We start from the raw sequence: 21,278 nt of genomic DNA, 5'->3' as shown, positions 1-21,278 counted from the left end.
CAACAGCGAGAGTGTCATGCCCCGCGCCGCAGTAATCCAGCTTTTCCACGAAGCCAACGCCTTCACGCCCTCCAAGGCGAACTACGATGGCTTCCTCTCGGCCCAATATTTTACGGGCGAGGATGTCAGGCGGGAATTCGGCTCGACCAGTAATTGGCTGGGTGGTGTGACCGAAGTGCTCGACGAGGAGGGCTACGACATTTCCTACGGCGTTTGCACAGGATGTCTGCCGGGCGGCACGCTGGATGCCGACAGCTACCACAGGCTCGTCCGCGAGATCATCGCTTCGCTCGAGGAGATTGTCGCCGCCGGTCCGGTCGATGTCGTGGCTCTGCTCTTGCACGGCGCACTGGTGGTGGAGGGCGTTGCCACGCCGGAGACGGACCTTGCGAAAAAAGTGCGTGCCGTGGTTGGGCCAACTGTTCCGATCGCCGTTCCGCTCGATTTTCACGCCAATGTCGAACCCGAACTGCCCTTCGTCGTCGATGTCGTGATCGGCGGCAAGCTCTATCCGCATGCCGACACGCATGCGCGCGGCAAGAAACTGATCGAGCTCACGCTGGCGCGCGAGCCGTGGAAGACCCGACGCTTCCGCCTGCCGATGGCCGCCCCCATGAGCGCGCAGACCAGCGACACCGCTCCGTTTTCGGAGCTTGTCGCACTGTCGAACGAGATCGAGCAGCGCGCGGGTCTCGCCGATGTCGTCGTGATGGGCGGCTTTCCCTATGTCGATTCCGACGAGGTAGGCAGCTCGGTTCTTGTCACCGGTACGGATGAAACCGCGATGGTGCAGGCTTTTCGCGACATGGCGGAGGAAATCTGGCAGCGCCACGAAGCGATGCTGACGCGCGCGCCGTCCTTTACGGAAGCAGCGCCGTCAATCTTCGCCGCCGCGAAACGAGGCAGGGTGGTCGTCGGCGATGCCGGCGACAATCCCGGTTCCGGCGGTGTGGCCGATGTGGCTGATATCTTCGCTGCACTCGCCGAGCAGGATTTGCCTTTCGCTGCCGGCTTCATGGTCGACGGCAATGCAGTGAAGGCGGCCGAAGCGATCGGTGTTGGCAATCGCGGCGTCGTGCCGATGGGCACTATGAACGACGGTCAGCCGTTTGCGCCGGAAGTGACTGTCGAGCGCGTCGGTATCGTCGAATACCGCAATGAGGGACCGAACCTGCACGGTGAACTGCTCGAAGGCGGGCCGGGCGCGATCGTCCGCATTGGCGAACACGGTCACATCGCCATCGTTACCGAGCGCATTCAGGCCTACGACACACAGGCCTTTCGCAGCCAGGGCGTCGATCTGGAGAGCAAGGCGATCGTGCATGTAAAGTCGAGCAATCACTTCCGCTCGGCCTTTACACCGCTGGCGGAACAAGGTGTTTTTGTTGTGGATTCTGGCGGCTGGGCCTCCACCGACGCCCGGCGCTTTCCATTCACGAAGCGTGCAACGCGCATTCTGCCGCTCAAGTCGTTGAGCAAAGCGGATTGGGACGCGCAAATCGACAACGAATGCGAAATCGTCTTCGAGCTGCCGACTAACCGAGCTTAGACCTGCAGGACGTCGATGGGACGCTCGTCGATGATTTCTTCCATTGAAAAGAAGCCGGTGACGGTGGCGAGGTCGAAATCGGCCGTCAATCGCTTGTAGAAGGCGTCATATCCCTTCATGCCATGCGTGACGACCTTGATGAGGTAGTCCCAATCGCCGCCGATCCGGTAAAAGCTGGTTACCTCGGGGAGGCGGGTGACGTGGTCACGAAAACGCGTGGCCCAATCCACCGAATGGTTCCTCGTGCGGATCATCACGAAGACGGTGAGATCGAGGCCAAAAGCTTCAAGGTCGACGCGCGTTTGCACATCGCCAAGAACGCCATCTGCGCGCAGGCGCTGTAGGCGACGCCAGCAGGCATTTTGTGACAAACCCACACGATCCGCCAACTCGCGCTGGGACAGGCTCGCTTCCCTCTGGAGAATGCGAACCATCTTCCTATCAATCATGTCGAGTTTTGAAGAAATATCGTTCATATGAACGATAATGGCCGTTTTTTGGGTGAAAACAAGCGTAAATCATCGATGGAAAAGCAGATATTGTGAAGCTGATCGGTTTCGGGAGATTATCTTGCTGTCCTACAATTCCGTTGAAGCGTCGTCAGCACTTGCGGCATTTCGTGACAGACTGACCTCAGGCGAACTCATCGAGGCGTTGCGAGGCGGCCTTATCGGCGACGACGCGATGATGACCGGGCCGTTTGGTCCGCAGCAAATCGTCTATGCGGACTATGTCGCTTCCGGGCGAGCGCTGATGCAGATCGAGGAGTTCATCCTGCGCGACGTCCTTCCCTATTACGCCAACAGCCATACTGAAGCGTCCTATTGCGGTGGCTATGTCACGCGTCTGCGACGCGAAGCGCGGGCCGCCATCGCCCGCTGCATCGAGGCCGGACAGGAACATGCGATCATTTTTGCCGGAAGCGGCGCGACGAACGGCATCAACCGGCTCGTCAATCTTCTTGGTGTCCGCCAGGCGATCACGTCAGGCGAAGGGGCACGCGTCATCGTCGGTCCCTACGAGCATCATTCGAATATACTGCCCTGGCGCGAAAGCGGAGCGGAGATCGTCGAGATCGCGGAGGCGCAATACGGTGGCCCTGATATTGAAAGGCTTCAGGCGGCTCTCGGTGAATATCAGGACGGCAAATTGACGATTTGCTCGCTGTCAGCGGCGTCCAACATCACCGGCATTCTGGCTGACGTTCCTTCGATCTCCCGGTTGGTCAAAGATGCCGGCGCGCGGATGGTGTGGGACTATGCCGGCGCAGGCCCCTATGTACCCATCGAGATGCTGCCTGAGATCGACGCTATAGTCGTCTCACCGCACAAATTCGTAGGCGGCCCCGCAGCGTCCGGCATTCTGGTCGTGCGGCGCGATGCCGTTGCAACAACCGAACCGACCTGGCCCGGCGGGGGCACCGTTTCCTTCGTGTCTCCATGGGGGCACGATTACAGCGCGAATGTAGAAGCTCGAGAGGAAGCCGGTACCCCAAATGTCGTCGGCGACATCAGGGCCGCCCTTGCGTTTCTGGTGAAGGAGGCAATGGGGGCGGACTTCATCAGAACGCGAAACGAATGGCTGGCGAGCCACGCCATGCAGCGGTTGCTGTCGATGCGAAATGTCGAGCTATTGGGTTCGATAACAGCTAGGCGCCTTCCGATATTCGCATTCCGCATGCGTGATGGACGGGGCGGATATGTGCACCAGCAGCTTGTTACGCGCATGTTGAGCGATCGCTTCGGCATTCAGGCAAGGGGCGGGTGCGCGTGTGCAGGCCCTTACGTCCACCGCCTGCTGGATATTTGCGAAGCGCAGTCCTCTGATCTGCGCGATGCGATCCGCTCTGGACTTGAACTAGAGAAGCCTGGCTTCACACGTTTCAATTTGAGCGTGCTGCTCACCGATCAGAAGGTCGACTACATTCTTGGATCGATCGCGCGCCTCGCCGAGGATGCGGCGGACCATGTCGAACACTACGAGGTGGACCCCCGTCGAGCAATCTTTACCCCGAAACATCAGCGCAACCAGAACCAGCCGCTGCTGTGACTGCGATGGCCGCACCACTATCAATGATGGCAACGCTCGCCTCCTCGAAGCGCGCCTTCGTGGCGAGGTTCGGTTGCGGCCGGTATTCGATGCCTATTCCAGTGAGCGTAAACTTAGTGAGCTTCGCGTGTTAATCTCGGTCATCCAAACCAAACTAACCGGCTGAAACGCTGACACTCTTGTTACGCTTCCCATTCTCGTCGACAGACCGGGGCATGCGGTAAATTTTCCCGTTGGCGTGCACGAGCAATCACATTGTATTTGGCAAAACGAGAGCAATCGCGGGGAACGCGCAGATCAGGAATAGCCTGACGACGTCAGACAGGACGAACGGCAGGACTCCGCGATAGACGGTGCCGAGCGAGACGTCCCGCGCGATGGAGTTGATGACAAAGACGTTCATGCCGACCGGCGGTGTGATCATGCCAAGCGTGCAGGTCATGACGATCACGATGCCGAACCAGACCGGGTCGAAGCCAAGTTGCACGATGGCGGGGAACACAACTGGGACGGTGACGAGTATGATGGCCAGTTCATCCATCACCGCGCCAAGCGCGATATAGGCGAGGACGACGATCAAAAGGATTCCGTAAGGACCGAAGGGCAAGTCGACGAGAAATGCGATCATGTTCTGCGTCGTCTGAGTGATCGTCAGGAAGTATCCGAAGAGATATGCGCCGATGACGATCAGGAAGATCGCTGCTGTCGTGCGCAGCGAGGCGATAAGACATTCCATGATCTGGCGGGGGCCGAGCCGGCCTTGCGCGATGCCGATCAGCAGTGCACCGACAGCGCCCATGCCGGCCGCCTCCGTGATTGTAAAAAGACCGCCGTAAAGTCCGCCAAGGACGAACACGAACAGAAGGATCGCCGGCCAGACGGCCATCAATGTCGAAAACCGCGTCTTCCAGGACACAGCCTCTGCGGCAGGAAAGTCATCCGGGCGTCTTGAGATCAGGATGCGCACGGTTATCGCATACATGACGATCCCGAGCAGACCGGGAACGATGCCGGCAATAAACAGCCGCGTCACATCCTGATTGGTGATGATTGCGTAGAGAACGAGAATGACGGAAGGCGGAATCATGATGCCGAGCGTGCCGCCCGCCGCAATCATGCCCGTCGAAAGCTTGTCGCCATAGCCTGCCTTGCGCAGTTCGGGCAGCGCAACCTGCGTCATGGTCGCCGCCGTCGCCACCGAAGAGCCGTTGATCGCAGCAAAGCCGCCGCACGTCGCGATGGTCGCGATGCCCAGTCCGCCTCGCCAGTGCCCCAGCCACGCCCGGCTCGCCGTGAAAAGATCACGCGACATGCCCGACCCCGAGGCGAACGCGCCCATCAGGATGAACATCGGAATGACGGACAGGTTGAAGTCCATGACGGTCGACAGCGGCGACTGCGCAAGCTGGCGGAAGGCGGCCGTCCAACTCGTCAAAAGGCCGAAACCGCCAAAGCCGACGATAGCCATCGCAATGCCTACTGGAACGCGCAGGAACATAAGAACGAAAAGAACGACGAAGCCGCCGATGGCGACGATTTCCCTATCCATGAGCGTGGCTGTCCGTCGGCTGGAAGGATCTGAAAAGGACGACGAGCGAGACCAGAGCGGTCGCTACGACGCCGAGGATGGCGGTGAGATAGAACGGCCAGACCACGATGCGCATGTCTGCGGTCAACTCGTTCGATCGAATTCGTCCGCCAAGACTGTCGATGAGCGCCCATGCGAAGACGCAGAAAAAGGCGGCAGTCACAAAGGCTGCGAAGATATCGATCGCGCGCTGCATGCGCGGACCGGACAGTTCCCAGACCAGATCGACCTTGATATGCCCGAGGCGATAGGTCGCGACGGACATGCCCCACATAAGAGCGATACCTTGCAGGTAACGCGCCAGGTCGAAGCCGTCGGGCAGACTGGTTGAAAAACCATAGCGCAGCATCGCGGTCAGGAAAATCAATCCCGCGACAAGCGCCAGCGCGAAGCCGGCAAGCATTTCGATTGCGGAAAGCAGGCGTCTCATTACGCGATGTCCTCGAGGCGGGGGATGGAGCCGGTCATGAACGTCGCGACCGGCCCTGCGGAGGGCGTCCTGAGGCTACTCGACCTTCGCGCCTTCTGACACGAGAGCCGCATCCAGTGCTTCGAGAGCTTCCGCACCGTTCGGCCCGGCAGCAGCCAGCCAGGTGTCGCGCAGCGGACCGGCGGCGTTCCGCCAGGCCGCAGTCTCGTCGGGCGTCAACTCATAGACGGTATGACCATCCTTCGATGCGAGCGCCTCATGCCCGGCCTTCTCGTGCACGCTCCATGTCGAGGCGATCTCGCTTGCCCATTCGGTCGAGCAATGCGCGTCCATGACAGTTTTCTGGTCGTCCGTCATGGCGTCGTAGGTGCCCTGGTTCATGACCCAGACGAAGCCAGACACGTAGAGTGGTGCCTCCATCGAATAGCTCACGACGTTGTCGAGGCCGAAAATGATCGCGGACTCCCAAGGGAAAGTGACGGCGTCGGCGACGCCTGATTCCAGCGCCGAGCGGCTTTCGGGAGCGGAAACACGCACGTTCGAACCGCCGAGCGCGGTGACATAGTTCGCCATCGTCGCATGCGCGGAGCGGATGTTGAGGCCGCGCATCTGATCTGGGGTGCGGATTTCGGTTTTGGCGTGCAGAGATCCCGGCTCGTGCACGAATCCGAGGCAGAATTTCACGTCTGCCATTTCGGTCTCGGCATAGGGACGATACCAACTGTCGAACGCCGTCGAGCCGCCGATGCCGCTTGAGACGGTGAAGGGCAGATGGATCGCCTCTGCGATCGGGAAGCGGCCTGCCTGATAGCCGACGTTCAGAAAAGACAGATCGGCGATGCCGTCGCGCGCCATATCGTAGTGATCGTTGGCGCGACCGAGCTGTTCGGCCGGATAGAGCGTCACGTCGATCGTCCCGCCGCTCTGCTCGCGGATCGACTCGGCCCATTTTTCAAGGCCCTCATGAACCCCGTGCTTTGGCGGCAGCCATGTCGAAAAACGCAGATCCACATTCTGTGCGGCGGCGGATGCGGTGGCCAGAAGAACCAGCGCGGTGGCATTGGCAATGATCTTCATCTCTCTCCCTTTCATTGTGGCGAAACAATCGTCCTCCGCTTCGCCGTTATCCTGTCTGGATCGTTCGGTCAGGCACGTATCGCGATCTCGACGAGCGCCTGGCTTCGCTTCGTCTCGATATGGTGGATGGCCTCGGCCAAAACTTGCGGCAATGCGCGCCCGTCACGCACGCTTGCGGTCCAGGCGCGGCTGGCAGCGGCGATCTTGGTAAAGTCCGGCGTGGGGTTGAGCGATGTCAGCGGCATCGAATTGCTCTTGGCTGCGTAGCCGTCGGGATAGATGCCGAGGACCGAATTGCGCACGGCGCCCCATTCGCTGTTGTTCAGGACGAGCACCAGAACCGGAAGGTCGAGCGCTTCGGCGATCTGGTGGCAGGCCGGTGCGTTGGAAAAGAGGTAGGAACCGTCGCCCATGGTAGCGATCGTCAGCCGGTCGCGATTGGCGAGCGACATGCCGAGCGCAGCGGGAAAGGCCCAGCCGAGGCCGCCTGAATGTGGCTCCTGATACCACGAGTTCGGCCGCTTGAGTTGTAGCGGCTCCAGCGGACATCCAAGCTCTGAAAGCACAGCAGCGTCCCGGTCCCACAGGGCTTCGGACAAGGTGAGGCTGACGAAATCCTTCGTCATCGGCTCTCCGGAGCCACCGCGCGCCTGCACGGTCACTCGGCGGCGGCGGTCGCTCGCCTGCTGCGCGATCGGCGCGCGCCGCGTCTCGATACGACGTGAGGCGTCCGCCCGATGTTGCTCCAACCCCTTCTGGAGCGCGCCGAGAATGTCCTCGATAGCGCCCTGGATCGAAACGTGAGCGGCGAAATTGCGGATCGGAAAACGGGCGTATAGGGGGTCACGGCCGATCTGTATGACTTTTGCATCGTCGCGTAGTTTGTGAATGTCCGGCGACCAGGGCGCGAGGCTGTCGATGACGAGGATCACGTCCGCATCATTGATATAGGGCGCGGGATCGGTTCCGGCCGACATTGGATGATCGGCTGCAATCGCGAGCTGGATCGCCCAGTATTGCACGACTGGTATCGCCCAGTCCTGTGCCAGTTTCGCCAGCGCCTCGAAACCGTTCGCGTCACCACAGCCACGCTGCGCGATGATCATTGGGCGTTCGGCTGCCGCGAGCAGCTCGATGGCTGCCGCGAGACTGTCGGGATGCGCTGCCGCGCGCGCGGCAGTCATCGTTGCGGGCGCGGATAAATCCTTGAACTCGATCGATTCGCACAACGTCTCGCGCGGCAGGCTGACATAGACGGGGCCGGGCGGCGTCGAATTGGCGATGGCATAGGCGCGGTCGACGAGTTGCGGCACCTGCTCGGGAAAGCGTAACTCGTAATCCCACTTGGAAGCCTCGCGCACCAGAGCTGTCTGGTCTCGCATCTCCTGGCCCCAGCCGATCGGAACAGTGCGCGTTCCAAGTCGCTTCTCTTCGGTGGTGGGCGTACGGCCGGAAAAGAGCAAGACGGGAATTTGTTCGGCGGCGGCATTGATCGCGCCCATCGCACAATTGGCAAGGCCGACATTCGTATGCGCCATCACCGCTTGTGCGCGGCGTGTCGCCAGATAGTAGCCATGAGCCATGCCCATCGCCGCGGATTCGTGAGGCATCACCAGCGCCTGCGGCAGATCGATGTTCTTTGCCGAGGCTTCTGACAAGCCCTCGATGATGGGCGGGAAATCAGTGCCGGAATTGGCGAAGATGTAGTCGACGCCGACCGCTTTCAGGCGCGCGAGCAACGCGCCGCCGGCCGTCATCTTCACGACATTCGCCTTCTCCTGCCGAGTTGAAGGCGGAATTTTTTCGAAGCTGGGCACGACATCTGCATTCATATTATTACTATATGTGTAATTGATATATCTAAAAATTGACAGTAGCCGTGTGTCTTGTCAATCTGCGATTGTCAGTTTTCAGCTTGAAGGCGTCGCCCAACCCGCGACGGCAGGAATTGGTCGGTCAAATCAACAACTCCGTGGTCAGGGCATTCGAAATCCTCTCGTTGTTCAACGACGGGATCGAGGAAATCTCTGCGTCGACGCTCGCAGCGCGGTTCGGCATGAATGCCGTGAGCGCCCATCGTTTCCTGCGTACGCTGGAGCGAACCGGCGCGCTCGTCGCGGTTTCACGCGGCAATTATCGCTTGGGTTACGCGATTGCCGATCTGGGCAAGCGCGCGGCTGATCCCGGCAGTCTGGCCGGTGCCGTCCAGCCGGTTCTGGAAAAGCTGACACGAAACCTCGGCGAAGGGACGATGGCGACCATATTCGATGGCGAGGCGGCGGTGTGTATCGCCAAGGCTGTCGCCGACCGTCCGCTTTTCGTAGATGTGCGCAAGGGCTCGCGCCTCGAAGCCTATGCGACGGCACATGGTAAATTGTGGCTTTCACAACTGGGTGTGGCGGACCTCGACCGCTATTTCGAACGGACGGGCTTCAAGAACATGACACCGGCAACCGCAAGGACGCGTGCGAGGCTCGAGGCCGAACTTGATGATGTGCGGCGAGAGCGTGTTGCCTATAATCGCGGCGAGCGTGAAAGCGAAATCCACGGCGTCGCGGTGCCGGTTCTGGCGCGCTCCGGCCAGATGATCTGCGGCTTGTCCGTCTTCGGTGCGTCGAACCGCATGAGCGACGAGACGATGGATGGCTTCATCCCGGCGTTGCGCGAAGCTGCAACCGATCTGTCGCGGCGTCTTTACGGCGATATGTGAGTGCGATCGAAAAGGCCGGGCTTGCACCCGGCCTTTCCATGATCGATCAGAACATCGGCGGGTAGGGGCGGCCGCCGCGGTCGAGCGTGATCCAACGGGTTTCGGTGAACGTTTCCAGCGACCAGCGCCCGCCATGCTTGCCGACGCCCGAGGCCTTGAAACCGCCAAACGGGACATGCGGTTCGTCATTCACCGACGAGCAGTTGATGTGGCAGTTGCCGGTGTCGAGACTGTTGACGATGGCAAGGCCGCGCGCCTCGTTCTGGGTCATGACGCCCGCCGACAGGCCATATTCCGTATCGTTGGCGATCTCGACGGCCTCGTCGTCGGTGCGAAACGGGATGACCGGAACGACGGGACCGAAGGTCTCGTCCTGATAGAGCTTCATGTCGGGCGTAACGCCCGTCAGGATCGTCGGCTCGACGAAGCGGCCCTCGATCTTGCCGCCGAGCACCACTTTCGCGCCCTTGGCGATGGCGTCGTCAAGCTGCTCCTTCACCTTGGCGACCTGCTTATCGTTGATGAGCGGCCCGATGATGTGCTCCTTGCTCTGTGTCGGATCGCCGACCTTGAGCTTTTTTGCACGTTCGACGAACTTCGCGAGGAAGGCGTCGAAAATCTTCTCGTGGACAAGCACCTTCTCGACCGACATGCAAATCTGGCCCTGGTGCATGAACGAGCCGAAATTGGCCGCCTGCGTGGCGCGCTCCATCTCGGCGTCTTCGAGCACGATGAGCGAATCCTTGCCGCCAAGCTCGACACAGCATTTCTTCAAATGCGCGCCTGCCTTCGCTGCGATCTGCCGACCGACTGCCGTCGATCCGGTGAAGGAGATACCCTTCACATAAGGATGCTCGATCAATTCGTCGCCGACTTCAGCCACGTTCTCGCGCGAGCAGGTGACGACGTTGAAGACACCCTTGGGCAGTCCCGCTTCCTCGAAGATTTCAGCGAACAGAAGGCCGCCGAGATAGGGTGTCTCCTCCGACGGCTTGAGAACGATTGTGTTGCCCGCGACGAGCGGAAAGAGGAAGCCGCGTGCAGTCAGGATACACGGGAAGTTCCACGGCGAAATGACGGAGACGACGCCCATCGGACGGCGCACTGCCATTGAGACCTTGCCGTATTCGGACGGCAGGACCTCGCCCGTTGCGTTCCAGACGGAGGCGGCGGCTGCGTGGAAGACTTCGGGAACGTAGCCCGTCTCGAACATGCCCTTGCCGAACCAGCCGCCGCCTTCGGCCTGGATCGCGTCGATGATCTCCATCTTTCGGCGCTCCCAGATCTCTGCCGCCTTGTGCAAATAGTGTGCCCGCTTGGAAAAGGGCAGCTTGGACCATTCGGGAAATGCTGCGTGCGCGGCCTCGATGGCGGCGGTCGTCTCAGCCTTGCCGGAATCCGGCACCTCGGCCCAGACGGAGCCATCTGACGGATTCAGGTCCTTGAAGGTCTTCTTCGTGGGGGACCAGCCACCACCGATATACATGCCTTCGAAAACGCGAGCCATTTAAGCCTCCTTGTGCTTTTTTCGCTTCTTGGGGGATTTCGTCTCAGGGGAAACGGATGCCTCCAGCGTCACCGCCGGTTGTGGCGAGAACGTGAAGGCGGTGAGGGTTTTCCGGCGGTCGGCAACGTATCGCGCCTGAATGGAAGCGGCACGTGCGGCGAGGTCGAGATAGTCGACGCGTGGCTTTGTTGCCTCTCCGTCCAGATCGTAACCGGCGCTGTTGTGCCCGACCTTGCCATGCATGCCGCTGGGCTTTCGCGGCGGTTGCGGCTCGGTCGTTTTAAAGGCGGCAACCGGAAATGCGTGTCGCCTCGTCAGGCGTTGCGTCGCGACGTACGACGCCAGCCGATCATGCGCCCTGCGTGCGAGCTCGCCTGCCTGATCCGAAAGAAGATGCAAATCGTGCGCGACAGGTTTCGGCTGCGCGAGTTCGGCGGCCGCGACCTCCCACGGATCGGGACCGGCCTTCGGTTCATAGCGGCCGACGAAGGCGCTCGGCATCGGCATCTCGCGCCGCAGATGGCGCACGAATGCCTGGCTGATCGTACCTGCGCGGCGCGCCAGAACGCCGGCCATTTTTCCAATACCTGCCAGTGACGACGGCAAGCTGAGAAACGGCGGCAGTGCGATGCTGCGGCTGACGGTGTGCTTTTCACCGTCGGGTTTGCCGCCGCCCAGATAGGCGTTCGCCACGGCGGGGTCGTTCAGCAAATCGGCGGCGCTGCCTTCGCCCGTGATCAGCCCGTTCTCCACCAGATAGCCGCGATCTGCGATCTTCAAGCTGAGCCGCGCATTCTGCTCGACAAGAAGGATACCGACACCCGTGGCAGCCACCGTCTTCAGCGACTTGAATAATTCCTTCGACAAAAGCGGCGAAAGACCAAGTGACGGTTCGTCCAGCATCAATATGTCGGGCTTCGACATCAACGCACGCCCGATCGCCACCATCTGCTGCTCGCCGCCGGACATGGTGCGCGCCATCTGGCTTTTGCGTTCAGCCAGACGTGGAAACAACTCGTAGATGCGCTTGAGCGTCGCCGCCTCGTCGCCGCGCGCCCGTGCCGCGAACGCACCAAGCCTGAGGTTTTCGGCAACGGTAAGGTCGCCGAAGATACCGCGCCCCTCCGGCACCAGCGCGATACCTTCCTCGACGATTTTGTGCGCCTTCATAGCGGTTATCGGCTTGCCTTTCATCACCGCCTTCGTGCCGGGCATTGTCGCAACCATGCCGGCAATCGCCTTCAAAAGGCTTGACTTGCCAGCCCCGTTTGCGCCCAGCATGACGCAGATTTCGCCCTTTGCGACCTTGAGAGAGACGCCGTGAAGCGCGATGTGGCGGCCATAACGGACGCCGAGATCGTGAACCTCAAGCATCGTCGTCATCCCCCAGATATGCGCTGACGACCAGCGGATCGGCGAGAACGTCGGCAACATCCCCCTCGGCGATCTTGGTGCCGGTGTTCATCACCACGCATCGGTCGCACAGTGTTCGGATCGCATCCATCACATGCTCCACCATGATGATGGTTCGTCCCTCGCGGCGCAGATCGTCGATCAGCGAAATGCCGATCTGGAGTTCGGTCGGGTTCAGACCGGCCAGCCATTCGTCAAGCAAAAGGACACGCGGATCGCTCGCCAGCGCGCGGGCGAGCTCGATACGCTTCTGGTCGATATAGGTCATGGCGGAAACCGCCATGTCGGCGCGGCCTTCCAGCCCAACTCGCGCGAGAAGCGAACGGGCAAGCGCATATGCGTTCGATCCCCACAGCCGGTTGCGGGCGAAAACCGCCCCTGCCATCACATTCTCTTCCGCCGTCATGGACGGAAGGATTCGAACCAGCTGGAAGGTGCGCGCAACGCCCTGCCGGGCGATATGATGCGCGGCGAGCCCTGACAGGCGTTCGCCTTTCAACCGGATTTCGCCTGCGGTCGGCTTCAGCGCGCCGGAGATCAGGTTGAGCATAGTGGTCTTGCCCGACCCGTTCGGACCGATCAGACCGAGAAGCTCACCCTCGCGCACATCGAAGGAGACATCGTTCACGGCGATAAGACCGCCGAACTTCTTCTGCGCGCGGTCGACCGAGAGAATGGCGCTCATGCCGGTTTCTCCTCGCTCACCGTTGCGCGCGGTTGCTTCATGCGCGCCCGAAGCCGTTCCAAGCGCCCCGTGACGCCATCGGGCAGGAGATAGACGATCGCGAGGAAGGCCAGTCCCATGACGATGGGCGTGTGATTTGGAAACTGCGCCGAGACCTGATCGAAGAGGATCGTGAAGGGAATGACCCCGACCAGTGGCCCCCACAGGCGCTTCGTGCCACCCAGAAGTGCCATGATCACGACGAGGAACGAGATCATCGGATTGAACGCGGAGGGCGGCTCGATATAGGCGTAGCGCGGGGCGGAGATCGCGCCGGCGATGCCGATGAAGGCGCCCGAAATCATGAACAGCAGGATTTTCGCCCGCGCCGTATCGATGCCGACATGGCGCGCAACCGTTTCGTCATTGCCGATGATCTTCATTGCGAAACCGAGCCGCGAGCGGCCGATCAGCCAACCGGTGATGAACACCGCGACGGTCAGCGCCAGCAGCATCCAGTAGATATGAACCTCGGTGAAATCGGTGAAGACGTAAAGACCCATCCGGGTCGACACCTTGGTCTGCGTCCATGAAACGACCTGCCGGACGAGTTCGGCAAGACCCAGCGTGAAGATGACGAAATAAACGCCTGACAGGCGCAGCGTGGCGAGGCCGACAAGTGCGGCAAGACCGGCAGCGACCAGCCCGCCGCCCAGCACCAGAAGCGGGAACGAAACGTAATCGACCCACAGCCCGACCGTATAGGTGCCGAGACCAAAGAACGCCGCCGTCGCCAGAGAAATGTAATGCGTCGGCCCGGAGAACAGGGACCATGCGGTGCACAGCGCCGCATAAAGCATCAGGTTGACGCCGAGCGACAGATAGTAGCCTTGACTGAAAAGCGGCAGCGTCGTGAGCGCTGCGACTGCGAGCGCGCCGAGAAGACCGATGCGGATTTCGTTATTGTCGAGCCGCATCATGTCGTCTGCCTTCCGAACATACCTTGCGGACGGAACAGAAGCACGATGATGAACAGCGCGTATGTCGCCGCAATCGTCAGGCCGGGATCGATAAGGCTCGCGACCGCCGTTTCTGTAATTCCGAGGATCAGCGCCGCCAGAACCGCGCCGCGCACGTCGCCGACACCGCCCATGATCACGATGATCAGCGCCTTCATGGTGAAGACGACGCCCATCGATGCGTTGAACGTATAGAAGGTGGAAAGCAGCGCTCCGCCGCACGCGGTCAGCGCGCCGCCGAGCGCGAAGGCGAAGGCGGCGGTCCTGGCGACGTCGATGGCGACCAGCTTGGCCGAGTTCGGGTCGACGGCAACGGCGCGCACGGCCGTTCCTTGCCGGGTGCGATAGAGGAACCAGTAAAGCGCGGCGGCAATCACCACGGCGGCGGCGAAGGCGACGACGCGATTGAGGCCGAACGGGTTGCCGAGGATCATGAACCGCTCGGCAAGGAAGGTGTAGGAGAAATAGGAGCCGCCAAAGGCCAGCAGCATCAATCCTTGCAGGAGGAACAGCAGGCCGAATGTCGCCAGAATGGAATCGACTTCCAGCATGCCCCGGTTCTTCGCCCTGTCGACCAGCGGTTTCAGCAGAACGGAATAGATCGCCCAGTTGATGGCGAAGGCGGCTGGCGCGATGATGACCAGCCCGACGAGCGGGTTGATCTGCATGGCGGTAAACAGCCAGAAGGCGATGAAGCAAGCGGCCACGAACGTCTCGCCATTGGCGAGATTCATGATACGCGCGACGCCATATTGCAGCGTCAACCCAAGCGCGATCAGCGCATAGGTGCCGCCCAGCAATATCCCCGTGACGATAATCTGCATTCCTGAAAACCCTTGGTCGAAGGCACCCCGGCGTCAGCGCCGGGGTGATCGTTTTCGCGTGGCTTACTGCCAGCCTTCCTTGGCGACCGGCTCGATCGAGCCGTCGATGCCGTTGGCCGCAACGCCGTGGAAGGTGCCGTCCTTCCACTGGCCGACGGTCCACAGATTGCGGTTGACGTTGTTCTCGAACTTCACCTCGCCCATCACCGTATCGAAAGTGCCGGTTTTGATCGCCTCGACGACCGCCTCGCGATCCTTCGTGCCTGCTGCTTCGATAGCCTGTTCCAGAACCTGAAGGCCCGAATAGGTCACCGCGCTCGCCCAGTAATCGGCGTCAGCGCCGGTCACTTCCTTATGCTTGGCGCGGTATTCCTGGATTTTCGGGTCTTCGGGGTTGGTGCCGCCCGCGCCAAGGATGCCGTTGGCGGTCGCGCCGAAGCGCCCCGCATATGCCGGGAACGATGTTCCGACGCCGACATAAAATGCGCCGACGTCGAGGTCCTGTATCTGGGCCTGTTCGGTCAGCGCGAAAGTGTCGCCCGGATAGGAGAAGCCGACGAAGGCGTCCGGCGCGGCTGCCTTGGCCTGACTGATGATCGGCGCGACGTCCTGAGTTCCGAGCGGATAGGAGGCCTCGTATACGATTTCGAACCCGGCTTCCTCCAGTGCAGGCTTGCCGGCGCCGGCAAGCTCCAGCCCGAACGCGTCGGCGACGTGGACGAGTGCGACCTTGTCTCCGATTTCGCCGGCATCGCGCAGCTTCTTCAGCGCTTCGGCAGCGCCGATGGCCAGTTCGCGCGACGTGCCGAGCATCCAGAAGGAGTTCGGCCAGCGCCCGGCGAATTCCTCGACGCCGTCGGTGATGGCGCTCGTCGTGATGTGCGGATAGCCGTAGCGCGCGATGATCGGTGCGGTCGCAACGTTGAGGCCGGTCGAATAGGGCGTCACGATGAAATCGACATTATCGACCGTCGCAAGGCGCTGGATGTTCTGAACCGCCGTTTCGGCCGAGGTGCGGTCGTCATATTCGATCAGCTCGATCTTCATCTGCTGATCGCCGACCTGAAGCCCGCCGCGCTCGTTCACCTCGTGAACCCAAAGCTGCACATTCGGCCAGTGGCTGACGGTCGCGCCGGCCGCAAGCGGCCCGGTCTTCGGGGCGCTTGCGCCGATCTTGATCGTCTCCTGAGCGAACGCCGCTCCCCCCAGTCCCAGAACGGCGACGCTCGTCGCCAATGCCATGAATGTACGTCTCATCATGTCTGTTTCCTCCCAGTTGCCAGTAAGTTCGACGCTTCCCGCGCCGCTTTTCAGATCGGATAGTCCGGCCTGCCGTTCTGGATCGTGATCCAGCGCAGTTCGGTGAATTCGTCGATGCCGGCCCGGCCGCCAAAGCGGCCGTATCCCGATGACTTGACGCCGCCGAACGGCATTTGCGGCTCGTCGTGGATGGTTGCCGAATTGATGTGGCAGATGCCCGTTTCGAGTTGCTGGGCGATCGCCAGCGCTTTGGTCACATCGCGGCTGAAAACCGCGGCCGTCAGCCCGTATTCGGTGTCATTGGCGATCGAGACCGCTTCTTCCACATCGCTGAACCGGATCACGGACGCGACCGGTCCGAAGCTTTCCTCGTAATAGATGCGCATGTCGGGCCGCACGCCGTCGAGGATGGTGGCATCCATCCAGACCGATTGCTGCGTCCCGCCGGCGACGAGGCGTGCGCCCTTGGAGACCGCGTCGTCGACCAGCGCCTTGACGCGCATCGCCGACTGCTCGCTGATCATCGGGCCGATCGCGTTTCCGGGATCGTTTGGATCGCCGAAGCCGAGCCGCTGCACCTCGGCTGTCAGCTTTTCCAGGAAAAGGTCGGCGACAGTCTCATCGACCAAAAGGCGCTCCGTCGACATACAAAGCTGACCCTGATGGAAGAAGGCTCCGAAGGCGGCGGCACGCACCGCTTCGTTAAGATCGGCGTCCGCAAGAACGATCAGCGGCGCCTTGCCGCCGAGTTCGAGAAGCGCCTTTTTCAAATTCCGCGCGGCCATTTCGGCAACGATCCGTCCCGAGCGCGTCGAGCCGGTGAAATTGACGCGGCGCACGGCCGGATGGGCGATCAGCGCCTCGACGATCTCGGACGCATGGTGTTCCTCGTTGTGAACGATTGCGACTGCGCCATCCGGCAGGCCGGCTTCCTGAAAGATGTCACCGACGAGTTGGTGCGTTCCAGGACACAATTCGGACGCCTTGAAAACCACGGTGTTGCCGCAGGCGAGGGGGGTAGCCAAAGAGCGAACGGACAGGACGATCGGCGCGTTCCAGGGGGCAAGCGACAGAACGACGCCGCAGGGCTGGCGAACCGCAAGAGACAGGGAGCCGGGCCGGTCGGCTGGAATGACCTCGCCGGAAAGCTGCGTCGTCAGTGCCGCCGCCTCGCGCAGGATCGCAGCGCCGAGCTTGCAGTTCAACTCGCCCCATGCACGCGTTCCACCGGTCTCTTCGCAGATCTTCGTGACGAGTTCCTCGCGGCGGTCGAGCAGGATTTGCGCGGCTTTGTAGAGAATTTCGCGACGGTCCGACGGGCTGGTTTGCGACCATTTCGGAAAAGCGGCGGCGGCCCGGTTTGCGGCCTGGCGGGCATCGGCAATGCCTGATGCACGCACGCGCGTAACAACCAGCCCGGATACCGGACTGACCCGTTCCAGAACCGGGCCGTTTCGCACCGCGTCTTGCGCGTTCTGGCGCAATGCCTTTGTCACTATTCCTCCCCGGTGCGGGCTCTCCTCAGCCCTTGCGCACCATTAAGCGTTCAAGGGAACCCCAAAACCCAAGCACTTGATATGAAGAAATCTGGCGTTCTATTGTAAAAATCTGGGCAGGAGCGGATTGGATGGACGTCGAACAGATCGAATGCGGGCTTCATGCACGCTACTGGACCTACGCCGCCGCCCGATCGGAGCGCAGCCGACAATTTTTCCTGCTGACTGACGGCGTAGGCGAGGTCGACGCGGCGGGGCAACGTTTGTCCCTGGCCGCCCCCGCGCTGGCTTGGATAGGTCGCTCGGACGTCAGCCGATTGCGCATGGAGGCGGGCTCGACAGGCTTTCGTGCACGGGTCGGCGATCGCATCCTCCTCGACGCAGTCGGCGACAATCCGGAATCGGCCGCCTTGCGTCATCTGATCGACCGAGATTTTACGCTTTCGCTTTCGGAATTTGACGACGCAACGGGCGCGCTCGAGCGCTGCCTGACCGGCGTGGCAAGCGAGCGGCGCGATCCGCAGCCGGGTTCGGGGCTGATCCTCTCCGCGCTCCTGCGCATCATTCTGGTCTCGCTCCTGCGCATTTCCGGCGGTGACCTCGAACACTCAACCGCAGGGGTACAAACCAGCCTTCTTCAACGGTTTCGCCAACTCGTCGAAATGCGCTTCCGTGATCACTGGACGGTGGCGCGCTATGCCGACGCTCTTGGAATTTCCACCGACCGGCTTCATGCAGTCTGTTCGCAAAGCGTGGGAAAATCGCCAAAGGCGCTGATCTCGGAGCGACTGGCAAGCGAAGCGGTGATGCGTCTGGAACGCTCTTCGCTGACGATCCAGCAACTGGCGGACTCGCTCGGCTTCAGCGACCCGGCACATTTTTCCAACTTCTTCAAACGCGTGATCGGTACCCGCCCAGGCATCTACCGTAAGGCCGTGCTGGAGGCCCGACGCAATCATCGCCAGCCTGTCGCGCCGAGCTTTGCCGAATGGCCTTAGCGAAGGTTAACTCCGGTTAGAAGTCGGAAGAGCGCTAAAGCGAAGTTCGATTTCTATTCCTTACCGGGGGTGTCGAGTGGAACAGCGGTTTTTCCTAAAGCGCTATCCCATACAGACAAGCCATTCTCGGCCCCCAGTCGCGGCGGAAATCGGTTTCTGGCTGGTGAGGACGCGACTAGGCTCAGGACCCATTGATCAGATACAGAAGATGATGGCGGCCGATGCATATGGCCGAGAAAAAGGTGTGAGTGCATCCGTCATAGCGGGTTGCGATGCGCTGTCGGCCTCCTTCAATGGAGATCGCTTGCTGATGTCGATGCCAGGGCATGGGCACTATATCGTCGAGGGCGACAAGTTCGCGCGCTGGCACATCGATCCGGAAGCAGGCACAGCAAAGCCGGAAATCCGTAGTGACATCTCTGCCGATTTTCCCACGATCAACCAAAGCCTGCTTGGGCGCAAAATCGCTACACCTATGCATCGGCGTTTCCGAATGGAATTCTGAAGCGCAACGCGCTTGTCAAATACGATGGCAAGACGGGAGCCGTCGACATTCGCGAATTCCCCGAAGGCCAGATGCCTGAAGAGCCCTGGTTTGTGCCGGATCCGCAAGGGACAGCCGAAGATGACGGATGGCTGTTCTCCTATGTCGGCGATCTCAAGTCGAAGCGCGGCTCCCTGCACATATTCGACGCAACGAATATCAGGGCGGAGCCGACGGCGATTGTCGAAATCCCCGGATGGATTCCCGCTGGCGTGCATGGCAGCTGGATCGACGACAAGGTGCTGGGCCTATGACTGCGATCAACACAGTCGACCATTCGGCTCCAATCGTTTCCTGTCACGAAAGAAGAATCCGGGCCCGTTGACGAAGGTATGGCGACTCCACGTCGATATCGAAGACTGGCCGCAATGGAACGGGGACATCCGATCGGCCCGGTTCGATCTTTAAAGGCGGCGCGAGCCGGCCGATTTTATCGTTACCTGCCATGCACAAACTTCGTCGTGGCCCGGTTGCGCGAGCTTTTTGCGTGTCAGGCGTTGGTGATCTGTGCCTCGATCGCTCCTTTATCGATGATCGACCTGACCGATACGATCTTGTCATTGCTATATGCGTAGAATGCATGTTCGGCGAACGTCACACGCCGGCCGTGGACGGGAAGGCCAAGAAACTCACCCTTCGGCGTGCAGTCGAACAGCAGACGCACTGCCACCCGCCGCGCGTCGGTAACCAGCAGATCGATGTTGAAACGAAGATCGGGGATCGCCTCGTAGTCTGCGATGAGCATGTCGCGGTAGCCCTCGACACCGAGCGGTCGGCCGTTATGTGTGATCTCGCTGTCGACGAAATTGCCAACCTCGCTCCATGCCTTTGAATTCAGGCAGGCAATGTAAGATCGATACAGGCCAGCTAGTTCGACGGCCCATAATTCGCTCCACTTCGGACTCGGCATCGTTTGGGTTTTTGCGAGCGAGCGAACCCGAAAGTAGACATAGAAACGTGTCACAGAGCGCGCGAACGTTCACGTCCCGCCGGGACCGGCCTATGTGCCGCGTTGCCACGCACACAAGCCGAGAAACGCGTCTACCGCCTCTTCATTCGGCACCAGCCGGGTTTCGCCATCGACGCAAACAACTGTGTGGTCACTATAGCCCGCCATATCGACAAGAATTTGATCCCAATGCCGATACTGAATCGTGTGGCCTTCGTCAGGATAGATAACTTCCTTCTCGATGTTGGGGAGCGCGTCTTTCCAGTGCTGCATGACATCCACCGGAACCGACGTGTCGTCGGCACCCCAATAGAGATATGTCGGGACATCAGTGCTGCCGAGATCGACGACAGCATCATCCGAGCATGGCAGCATCTGCTCGTGGCTGAGCGCTGACGGGTCGCCGAGTTGGCCGGTAACGAAGAACGAACGCGTAGCATCGCCATATGCGGCTGCCTGCCAGCCAGGCACGACGAGAACCGGCGAGCCGGGCACACCCCACCAGTCCTTGGGATTGTGGGTCCATTTCTCGTTGTCTGTGTTGAGCGTTTCCATCGTTGCCGAACAGTCCCGCTCATCGCGTGTCGGCAACGTCCAGGATACGGCCACCGCCACATGCAGCGACTGCATGCGATCCGCCGCCGCCGCGGTCAGTTGCGCCGCATAGGCACCGCCACCTGAGATCGCCATGACGGAGAAGTCTTCGATGTTGAGGTGGTCGAGGACCGCCAGGATTTCATCATTGTAGTCGCCATAGCCGAGATTAGGATCGAACTCGGCTTCTCCGAATCCGTTGCGCTCGATTGAAATGACACGGAGTCCGAGCTGGTGGCGTGTTGTGCGCGCAAACTCGGTCAACTGGAAAGCCTCGAGGCTCGTGCCGGCACCGCCGATGAAGACAACGACCTTGTCGCCGGGTTCGCCTTCGTCGATGTAGTAGATCGTCCTGCCTTCGTGGTCGAGCGAATGGACTTCCGCGCCGATGTGATCAAAATCGTCCTGGAACTCGATCGTGTCGGGTTTCGGCCGATCACTCCCATTTTGCGCCAAAGCGATTACACTGCTGATGACAACTGCAATGGTGGCAATCGCGGATGTAGTGAACATGCGGGCTTGCATAGCCATTCCCTCTCGACATCATCAGCTCAGGGCTAAGCATAAGCCGTCGGATCTAAAACGCAAAACGACTACCTTGCGCCCG

19 protein-coding genes and 1 pseudogene are annotated in these 21,278 nt (G+C 60.8%); 6 read left to right on the top strand and 14 right to left on the bottom strand.

Going from position 1 to position 21,278, the window contains the following annotated elements; all coding sequences use genetic code 11:
• Positions 1-16 precede the first annotated feature (16 nt).
• Entirely contained in the window at positions 17-1,549 is a 1,533-nt protein-coding gene (locus tag ACX82Z_RS12755) for a M81 family metallopeptidase (RefSeq protein WP_459589288.1), read from the top strand.
• Here ACX82Z_RS12755 and ACX82Z_RS12750 read toward each other — a convergent pair.
• A complete protein-coding gene (locus ACX82Z_RS12750; protein ID WP_459589286.1) occupies positions 1,546-2,025 on the bottom strand; it encodes an Lrp/AsnC family transcriptional regulator in 480 nt (159 codons plus the stop codon). The genes ACX82Z_RS12755 and ACX82Z_RS12750 overlap by 4 nt on opposite strands.
• 94 nt (positions 2,026-2,119) lie before the next feature.
• Here ACX82Z_RS12750 and ACX82Z_RS12745 point away from each other — a divergent pair, with 94 nt between their 5' ends.
• A complete protein-coding gene (locus ACX82Z_RS12745) occupies positions 2,120-3,598 on the top strand; it encodes an aminotransferase class V-fold PLP-dependent enzyme (protein ID WP_459589284.1) in 1,479 nt (492 codons plus the stop codon).
• 250 nt (positions 3,599-3,848) lie between these two features.
• Here the strand turns inward: ACX82Z_RS12745 and ACX82Z_RS12740 are convergent, their stop codons facing one another.
• The 4 genes from ACX82Z_RS12740 to ACX82Z_RS12725 all read right to left on the bottom strand — a co-directional run bounded on the left by ACX82Z_RS12740 (position 3,849) and on the right by ACX82Z_RS12725 (position 8,450).
• Positions 3,849-5,147 (bottom strand): TRAP transporter large permease, encoded by a 1,299-nt coding sequence (locus ACX82Z_RS12740; protein ID WP_459589282.1) that lies wholly within the window; start codon positions 5,145-5,147, stop codon positions 3,849-3,851.
• Positions 5,140-5,616 carry a TRAP transporter small permease gene (locus ACX82Z_RS12735; protein WP_459589281.1) on the bottom strand — a complete coding sequence of 159 codons (477 nt, stop codon included), beginning with the start codon at positions 5,614-5,616 and terminating at the stop codon, positions 5,140-5,142. Before ACX82Z_RS12735 ends, ACX82Z_RS12740 begins: the two co-directional genes overlap by 8 nt.
• Positions 5,617-5,691: 75 nt before the next feature.
• On the bottom strand, positions 5,692-6,693 hold the full coding sequence (locus tag ACX82Z_RS12730; RefSeq protein ID WP_459589279.1) for a TRAP transporter substrate-binding protein: 1,002 nt from the start codon (positions 6,691-6,693) through the stop codon (positions 5,692-5,694).
• A 68-nt stretch (positions 6,694-6,761) separates the two neighbouring features.
• On the bottom strand, positions 6,762-8,450 hold the full coding sequence (locus tag ACX82Z_RS12725) for a thiamine pyrophosphate-requiring protein (RefSeq protein ID WP_459911738.1): 1,689 nt from the start codon (positions 8,448-8,450) through the stop codon (positions 6,762-6,764).
• A 215-nt stretch (positions 8,451-8,665) separates the two neighbouring features.
• On the opposite strand from ACX82Z_RS12725, the gene ACX82Z_RS12720 reads away from it, so the two are divergent.
• Positions 8,666-9,403, top strand: coding sequence for an IclR family transcriptional regulator (locus ACX82Z_RS12720; protein ID WP_459589277.1), 738 nt, complete (start codon positions 8,666-8,668; stop codon positions 9,401-9,403).
• 46 nt (positions 9,404-9,449) lie between these two features.
• On the opposite strand, the gene ACX82Z_RS12715 is transcribed toward ACX82Z_RS12720, so the two are convergent.
• The 7 genes and pseudogenes from ACX82Z_RS12715 to ACX82Z_RS12685 form a co-directional block, all read right to left on the bottom strand.
• Complete coding sequence (locus ACX82Z_RS12715; protein WP_459589275.1) at positions 9,450-10,910, bottom strand: aldehyde dehydrogenase family protein; 1,461 nt, start codon at positions 10,908-10,910, stop codon at positions 9,450-9,452.
• A 669-nt stretch (positions 10,911-11,579) separates the two neighbouring features.
• A pseudogene (locus ACX82Z_RS12710) lies at positions 11,580-12,284 on the bottom strand (ABC transporter ATP-binding protein); the annotation flags it as partial.
• Positions 12,277-13,008 (bottom strand): ABC transporter ATP-binding protein, encoded by a 732-nt coding sequence (locus ACX82Z_RS12705; protein ID WP_459589274.1) that lies wholly within the window; start codon positions 13,006-13,008, stop codon positions 12,277-12,279. The gene ACX82Z_RS12705 and the pseudogene ACX82Z_RS12710, both read right to left, overlap by 8 nt.
• A complete protein-coding gene (locus ACX82Z_RS12700; RefSeq protein WP_459589272.1) occupies positions 13,005-13,967 on the bottom strand; it encodes a branched-chain amino acid ABC transporter permease in 963 nt (320 codons plus the stop codon). The genes ACX82Z_RS12705 and ACX82Z_RS12700 overlap by 4 nt, the downstream gene beginning before the upstream one ends.
• Positions 13,964-14,830: a branched-chain amino acid ABC transporter permease gene (locus ACX82Z_RS12695; protein ID WP_459589270.1), complete on the bottom strand. Its 867-nt coding sequence runs from the start codon at positions 14,828-14,830 to the stop codon at positions 13,964-13,966. Before ACX82Z_RS12695 ends, ACX82Z_RS12700 begins: the two co-directional genes overlap by 4 nt.
• Before the next feature lie 63 nt (positions 14,831-14,893).
• Positions 14,894-16,090 (bottom strand): amino acid ABC transporter substrate-binding protein, encoded by a 1,197-nt coding sequence (locus tag ACX82Z_RS12690; protein ID WP_459589268.1) that lies wholly within the window; start codon positions 16,088-16,090, stop codon positions 14,894-14,896.
• A 50-nt stretch (positions 16,091-16,140) separates the two neighbouring features.
• A complete protein-coding gene (locus ACX82Z_RS12685) occupies positions 16,141-17,589 on the bottom strand; it encodes an aldehyde dehydrogenase (RefSeq protein WP_459911736.1) in 1,449 nt (482 codons plus the stop codon).
• A 128-nt stretch (positions 17,590-17,717) separates the two neighbouring features.
• Between ACX82Z_RS12685 and ACX82Z_RS12680 the strand changes: the two genes are divergently transcribed.
• From ACX82Z_RS12680 to ACX82Z_RS12670, 3 genes are all read left to right on the top strand, one after another.
• On the top strand, positions 17,718-18,584 hold the full coding sequence (locus ACX82Z_RS12680; protein ID WP_459589266.1) for a helix-turn-helix transcriptional regulator: 867 nt from the start codon (positions 17,718-17,720) through the stop codon (positions 18,582-18,584).
• 208 nt (positions 18,585-18,792) lie between these two features.
• Positions 18,793-19,089 (top strand): hypothetical protein, encoded by a 297-nt coding sequence (locus tag ACX82Z_RS12675; protein WP_459589264.1) that lies wholly within the window; start codon positions 18,793-18,795, stop codon positions 19,087-19,089.
• Positions 19,083-19,382 (top strand): carotenoid oxygenase family protein, encoded by a 300-nt coding sequence (locus ACX82Z_RS12670; RefSeq protein ID WP_459911734.1) that lies wholly within the window; start codon positions 19,083-19,085, stop codon positions 19,380-19,382. Before ACX82Z_RS12675 ends, ACX82Z_RS12670 begins: the two co-directional genes overlap by 7 nt.
• A gap of 236 nt (positions 19,383-19,618) precedes the next feature.
• Here the strand turns inward: ACX82Z_RS12670 and ACX82Z_RS12665 are convergent, their stop codons facing one another.
• Positions 19,619-20,038: an ester cyclase gene (locus tag ACX82Z_RS12665; protein ID WP_459589262.1), complete on the bottom strand. Its 420-nt coding sequence runs from the start codon at positions 20,036-20,038 to the stop codon at positions 19,619-19,621.
• 90 nt (positions 20,039-20,128) lie between these two features.
• A complete protein-coding gene (locus ACX82Z_RS12660; RefSeq protein WP_459589260.1) occupies positions 20,129-21,184 on the bottom strand; it encodes an alpha/beta fold hydrolase in 1,056 nt (351 codons plus the stop codon).
• Positions 21,185-21,278 lie beyond the last annotated feature (94 nt).

It is taken from the genome of Aliihoeflea sp. PC F10.4, assembly GCF_054612275.1.
Note: the sequence above shows the minus strand (reverse complement) of the source record. Positions and strands in the feature narration are given on the sequence as shown.

Coding starts and splice junctions, on each gene's coding strand:
- ACX82Z_RS12755 (WP_459589288.1), top strand. CDS start 17: ATGCCCCGCGCCGCAGTAATCCAGCTTTTCCACGAAGCCAACGCCTTC.
- ACX82Z_RS12750 (WP_459589286.1), bottom strand. CDS start 2,025: ATGAACGATATTTCTTCAAAACTCGACATGATTGATAGGAAGATGGTT.
- ACX82Z_RS12740 (WP_459589282.1), bottom strand. CDS start 5,147: ATGGATAGGGAAATCGTCGCCATCGGCGGCTTCGTCGTTCTTTTCGTT.
- ACX82Z_RS12735 (WP_459589281.1), bottom strand. CDS start 5,616: ATGAGACGCCTGCTTTCCGCAATCGAAATGCTTGCCGGCTTCGCGCTG.
- ACX82Z_RS12730 (WP_459589279.1), bottom strand. CDS start 6,693: ATGAAGATCATTGCCAATGCCACCGCGCTGGTTCTTCTGGCCACCGCA.
- ACX82Z_RS12725 (WP_459911738.1), bottom strand. CDS start 8,450: ATGACGGCCGGCGGCGCGTTGCTCGCGCGCCTGAAAGCGGTCGGCGTC.
- ACX82Z_RS12715 (WP_459589275.1), bottom strand. CDS start 10,910: ATGGCTCGCGTTTTCGAAGGCATGTATATCGGTGGTGGCTGGTCCCCC.
- ACX82Z_RS12705 (WP_459589274.1), bottom strand. CDS start 13,008: ATGAGCGCCATTCTCTCGGTCGACCGCGCGCAGAAGAAGTTCGGCGGT.
- ACX82Z_RS12700 (WP_459589272.1), bottom strand. CDS start 13,967: ATGATGCGGCTCGACAATAACGAAATCCGCATCGGTCTTCTCGGCGCG.
- ACX82Z_RS12695 (WP_459589270.1), bottom strand. CDS start 14,830: ATGCAGATTATCGTCACGGGGATATTGCTGGGCGGCACCTATGCGCTG.
- ACX82Z_RS12690 (WP_459589268.1), bottom strand. CDS start 16,090: ATGATGAGACGTACATTCATGGCATTGGCGACGAGCGTCGCCGTTCTG.
- ACX82Z_RS12680 (WP_459589266.1), top strand. CDS start 17,718: ATGGACGTCGAACAGATCGAATGCGGGCTTCATGCACGCTACTGGACC.
- ACX82Z_RS12675 (WP_459589264.1), top strand. CDS start 18,793: ATGATGGCGGCCGATGCATATGGCCGAGAAAAAGGTGTGAGTGCATCC.
- ACX82Z_RS12665 (WP_459589262.1), bottom strand. CDS start 20,038: ATGCCGAGTCCGAAGTGGAGCGAATTATGGGCCGTCGAACTAGCTGGC.
- ACX82Z_RS12660 (WP_459589260.1), bottom strand. CDS start 21,184: ATGTTCACTACATCCGCGATTGCCACCATTGCAGTTGTCATCAGCAGT.